This window comes from Proteobacteria bacterium CG1_02_64_396 (genome assembly GCA_001872725.1).
Classification (GTDB): Bacteria; Pseudomonadota; MNWR01; order CG1-02-64-396; family CG1-02-64-396; genus CG1-02-64-396.
On the sequence record MNWR01000028.1, the window covers coordinates 1 to 5278 of the forward strand.

General features: G+C 63.8%; 4 protein-coding genes and 1 pseudogene. All 5 read left to right on the forward strand.

Annotated elements, in window-relative coordinates; all coding sequences use genetic code 11:
- Positions 1-567 precede the first annotated feature (567 nt).
- The 5 genes and pseudogenes from AUJ55_03230 to AUJ55_03250 all read left to right on the forward strand — a co-directional run bounded on the left by AUJ55_03230 (position 568) and on the right by AUJ55_03250 (position 5278).
- Positions 568-1176, forward strand: coding sequence for a hypothetical protein (locus AUJ55_03230; protein OIO59553.1), 609 nt, complete (start codon positions 568-570; stop codon positions 1174-1176).
- Entirely contained in the window at positions 1177-2958 is a 1782-nt protein-coding gene (locus AUJ55_03235; GenBank protein ID OIO59554.1) for a hypothetical protein, read from the forward strand.
- 95 nt (positions 2959-3053) lie between these two features.
- Positions 3054-3713 (forward strand): fructose-6-phosphate aldolase, encoded by a 660-nt coding sequence (locus AUJ55_03240; GenBank protein OIO59555.1) that lies wholly within the window; start codon positions 3054-3056, stop codon positions 3711-3713.
- Between the two features lie 115 nt (positions 3714-3828).
- The gene (locus AUJ55_03245) at positions 3829-4884 is read left to right on the forward strand and encodes a uroporphyrinogen decarboxylase (GenBank protein OIO59556.1); all 1056 of its coding nucleotides are present in this window, start codon (positions 3829-3831) and stop codon (positions 4882-4884) included.
- Between the two features lie 216 nt (positions 4885-5100).
- Positions 5101-5278, forward strand: a pseudogene (locus tag AUJ55_03250) (transposase).

Here is a 5278-nt window from a genome sequence, read left to right on the forward strand (position 1 = left end):
TTGTGTTTTCCGGGCATCGCTTGGCTCCTCGCTCTCGCCAATCATGCCCCCTCGGTCTTAACAAAACCTACTGTCCAGTTTTTGGGGTCCACTTCACAACGAAGGAAAACGACGCAATATTTGCGCAATACGGATAACCGTGCGCAATGTGGATAAAAGAGGGCTTTTTCGGCCCTCTGGAGGAGAGGTCGGGATTACAACATCGATGCTTGGCGGGGGTCTATTCCACAAATGTGGGGGGTCGCGTTGCCTGCGTCACAGCGATCCAACGTTCCAAACGACCGAATGAGGCGGCGATCTCGGCACGGCATCCTTGCGGAAAAGATCGGGGGTTTTTTAAAAAAATTTGCGGAATTATTTAAAGCATAATCGCGGTTTTAATTGATCTAAATTCACGGAAAATGATTGTATCGAAGCGGAATAAAACCCCCATCCATGGCTAAAATCACATGCTGCATGGATGCGGTTTTTTGGGGATGATTCCCACCTCCATCGCATGGATCCGATGGGTCGATCCCCAGGGGCGCCCTCGTAGACCCACACGGTTTGAACGCCATGAATCACACCATGAACATTCTGCTCGTCGACGACCACGCCCTGTTTCGCGAGGGCTTCAAACTCATGCTCCAGCGCTGCTGGACGATGCCGCTGCACGTCGTCGAGGCGGCCACGGCCGAAATCGGCCTGGAGGCGGCGGCGCACACCCGCTTCGATGTGATTTTTTTGGATATGGGGTTGCCGGGGCTTGGGGGCATCGAGGGGCTGTGCGCCTTTCGGCAGGCCCAGCCCGAAGCCGGTCTGGTGGTTTTATCGGCCACCGAGGGGACGCAGGCCATCCGTCAGGCCCTGCGGTACGGCGCCCAGGGGTACATCCCCAAATCGGCCGACAGCGCCACGTTGCGCGAGGCGTTGCAGCGCATCCTCGACGGCGAGATCTACGAGCCGCCCCCCGCCATGCCGGGCGGCGAGGGGGGCGAGATCGAAGCGATCCTCACGCCGCGCCAAATCGAAGTGCTCGCCGAGCTTTGCGCGGGGCGCACCAACCGCGAAATCGGCGCCCACCTGACCATGGGGGACGACACCGTGCGCGCCCACGTCACCGCCCTGCTCAAGCGGCTGGGGGTCCGTTCGCGTACCGAGGCGGCCTTGCTGGCCAAACGGCGCGGTTGGTTCTGAGTGAGTTATTCCTCGCAAAGGCTCGAAGGGGAGCACATCGATCTGCTGCATCGGCAGATGCCCATGGTGCTGAGCGGCCATTTGCTGACCGGCAGTCTGCTCGTTCTGGTGCTTTGGGGGACCGACATCGGGCATGGCCACATGCTGATTTGGCTGGCGGTTCTGTGGGGGGGCGGCGCGCTGCGCTGGAGCGAAGCACGCCGTTACAATGCCGATCCCGACCGGTACACGCGGCTGGACCATTGGCGTACCCGTTTTTTGGCGGGGGCGGCGCTGTCGGGGATCACCTGGGGCTACATCGGTTGGGCCTTCTTCCAACCCACCCTCTACACCCTCTTTCCCATCGCCCTCGTCCTGCCGACCCTGGTCGCCCTCTCGGTGCCGAGCGTCGGCATCTATTTCCCCGCCCATCTGATCTTCAACCTGCTGACCCTCATGCCGTTTCTGGCCCGCGCCCTGGCCGAAGGGAGCCAGTTGCTGCTCTTTCAGGCGTTTCCCGTGGTCGTCACGATGGTCTCCTGCCTGATCTTCTCCTGGCGCCAGCAGGCCACGATCCGCGAATCGATCCGCCTGCGTTTCGCCAACCTCGATCTGCTCGATCAGATCCGGGAGGAGAACGAGATCGCCGAAATGGCGCGCCGCCAAGCCGAGGATGCCAACGCCGCCAAGAGCCGCTTTCTCGCCGCCGCAAGCCACGATCTGCGCCAGCCGATCCAGGCGATGGAATTGTTCGTGTCGGTACTGCGGGAGGATCTGGCGGACGGACGCAACGCCCCCCCCGAGCTGGTGGATAAAATCGCCGCCTCCAGCGGCAACCTCGGCATGCTGCTCGACGCCCTGATGGATCTCTCCCGCGCCGACGCGGGCAGCCTGCCTCTCGACGTGCGCGATCTGCCGCTGCGTCCGTTGTTCGACCGCATTCGGGACGAATTTTCCGACCAGGCTGCGGCGCGAGGCTTGCGCCTGCGGGTCGTGCCTACCCACTGCCTCGTCCACAGCGACGCCGCCGCGTTGGAGCGGATCCTGCGCAACCTGGTGAGCAACGCGCTGCGTTATACCGAGCGGGGCTGCATCCTCGTGGCGTGCCGACGGCGGGGCGACGGCTACCGCATCGAGGTGCGCGACAGCGGCATCGGCATCGCGGCCGACCAACAGCAGGCGATCTTCGGGGAGTTCTACCAGGTCGGAAATCCCGAGCGCGACCGTCGCAAGGGGTTGGGGCTGGGGCTGGCCATCGTCCACGCCCTGACCCAACAACTGGGGTCCGCGGTGACCCTGCGCTCGGAGCCGGGACGGGGCTCCACCTTTGCCTTCCAGGTGCCCGCCGCTTCGAGCGCGGCCGTCGTCGCAAACGAGGCGCTGGATGGGGGGGATCGTCTGCGCGGTTTGTGTATTGCGGTCATCGACGACGATCCCGAGGTGCGCGAGGCGCTGGCCGCCCTGGTCACCCGCTGGGGCTGTCGCCCGGCGACCGGAGCCAACTCAGGCGAGATCCTTCAGGCGCTGGCGGCGACGCAACGCCCGAACGAACCGCCCGCAGCCATCGTCGCCGACCTGCGTTTACGCGAAAACCGCTCCGGCCCCGCCGAGGCGCGCGCGCTCCATCGCCACTTCGGTCGCGCCATTCCCACGTTGATCGTCACCGGCGATACCACCATCGACGACGCGGTCGTCGGCGATTTCCCGGTCCTGCGCAAGCCGGTCCAGGGGTTGCGCCTGCGTGCCCGACTCGACGCCCTGCTGGCGGCAAAGTCCGCTCCCCCCAATCCACCCGCTCCATAAGTCCACCCCGCCAAGGTGGCATCCACCCCCCCCCGTCCGTATGATGGCGCCCCTTTGTTTGCCACCCCCCTCGCGCCCTCTCAAGGAGCCTTGCGATGAAATTCTTCATTGATACCGCCAACATCGACGAAATCCGTAGCGCCCTAGAGATGGGGCTGGTCGACGGGGTCACCACCAACCCGACCCTGGCCGCCAAAGAGGGGCGGGAATTCGAGCCGCTCATCAAAGAGATTTGCGCCCTGGTCGGCGACCGTCCGGTCAGCGCCGAGGTCATCAGCCTCGACGCCGAGGGGATGATCCGCGAGGCCGAAGAGGTGGCGCAGTGGGCCCCCAACATCGTGGTGAAAATCCCCATGACCACCGAGGGGATCAAAGCGGTCAACCACCTGACCGCCAAGGGGATCAAAACCAACGTCACCCTGGTGTTCTCCCCCTTGCAGGCGTTGCTCGCCGCCAAGGCGGGGGCGACCTACATCTCCCCCTTTGTGGGCCGTCTGGACGACATCGGCCAGAACGGCATGGAGCTGATCGAGCAGGTGATCGCCATCCTCGACAACTACGGCCTGGCCAGCGAGGTGATCGTCGCCTCGGTGCGCCATCCGATCCATGTGCTCGACTCGGCCATGATCGGCGCCCACGTCGCCACCATCCCCTACAAGGTCATCAAGCAGTTGGCCGCCCACCCCCTGACCGACAAGGGGATCGCCGCCTTTTTGAGCGACTGGGAAAAGCTGCAAGCGAATTTGAAAAAATAACGGCGCACGGCAAAAGCGCCTCACGCCAAGCCGCGAAGGGCGCGAAGAAAGGCAAAGAACCCCTTTTTTGCCCCTGCCATCCGGCCCTTCACCCAACATCGACAACGACAGGCCCATGACCCGACCAGCCCTGAAAAACGACACCTTCATCCGCGCCGCTCGGCGTGAGCCCACCCCCTACACCCCGGTGTGGATGATGCGCCAAGCGGGCCGTTACCTGCCCGAGTACCGCGCCACCCGCGAAAAGGCGGGCGACTTCTTGTCGCTGTGCAAAAACCCCGAACTCGCCGCCGAGGTGACGATCCAGCCGATCGACCGCTTCGACATCGACGCCGCGATCCTGTTTTCAGACATTCTGGTGGTCCCCGAGGCGATGGGGATGAACCTGTCGTTCCAGGTCGGCGAGGGTCCGGTGTTTTCCGATCCGATCCGCACCGTGCACGACGTCGACCGGCTGCCGGTCGTCGATGCCGAAGACAAACTCGGCTACGTCATGGCCGCCATCAAAGAGATCAACGCCCGTCTCGATGGCCGCGTCCCTCTGATCGGCTTCACCGGCGCCCCCTGGACCCTGGCGACCTACATGATCGAGGGGGGCTCCTCGAAGGACTTCGCCAACACCAAGCGGATGGCCTTCGACGCCCCGGCGCTGCTCGACCGGGTGATCGACAAGGTGACCGACAACGTCATCGACTACGCCAAGGCGCAGGTGCGGGCCGGGATTCATGTGTTTCAGATCTTCGACACCTGGGCCGGCGTCCTCGACCCCCGCCTCTTCGAGCGCTACTGCGCCGCCCCAATCCAGCGCATCGTGCAGGCGCTGGAGGGGGAGGTTCCGGTGACCGTCTTCGCCAAGGGGTGCGCCCAACACGCCGAGCGCCTGGCCGCCACCGGCTGCACGGTGCTGGGGCTCGACTGGACCACCAACCTGGCCCCCATCCGCGAAAAGGTGGGGGATAAGGTGGCGTTGCAGGGGAACATGGACCCCAGCGTCCTCTACGCCAAACCCGAGGTGATCCGCGACGAGGTCAAGCGGATGCTGGAGGACTTCGGCAACCACCCCGGCCATATCGCCAACCTGGGCCACGGCATCCACCCCGGCGTGCCGCCGAGCCATGCGGGGGCCTTCATCGAGGCGGTGCACGAGATCAGCGCCCGCATGCGGGGCTGATCGGATTTCCATTCGTCGGCCACGTCGTACTGCTACGTAATACTGCTAAAAAAGAGCCCCGGAGCGATCCGGGGCTTTTTTGTTGGAAAGGCGAAAAGCAAAAAGCGAAAGGCGGGCTCACGCAATGCCGAGAAGAATGAAGTGGACCCCAAAAACTGGACAGTAGGTTTTGTTAAGACCGAGGGGGCATGATTGGCGAGAGCGAGGAGCCAAGCGATGCCCGGAAAACACAAACGACACAGTGCGCAGTTCAAGGCGAAGGTGGCGCTGGAGGCCCTGAAGGGGGTCAAAACCACAAGCGAGTTGGCCAGTGAACACCAAATCCACCCGGCGCAGATCAGCCAGTGGAAGAAGGTGGCCATGGAGGGGCTGTCGACCCTTTTTGAGCGTCCAG

What these genes read in the sequence shown, in the direction of transcription:
- AUJ55_03230 (OIO59553.1), top strand. Translation starts at nt 568, where the DNA reads ATGAACATTCTGCTCGTCGACGACCACGCCCTGTTTCGCGAGGGCTTC.
- AUJ55_03240 (OIO59555.1), top strand. Translation starts at nt 3,054, where the DNA reads ATGAAATTCTTCATTGATACCGCCAACATCGACGAAATCCGTAGCGCC.
- AUJ55_03245 (OIO59556.1), top strand. Translation starts at nt 3,829, where the DNA reads ATGACCCGACCAGCCCTGAAAAACGACACCTTCATCCGCGCCGCTCGG.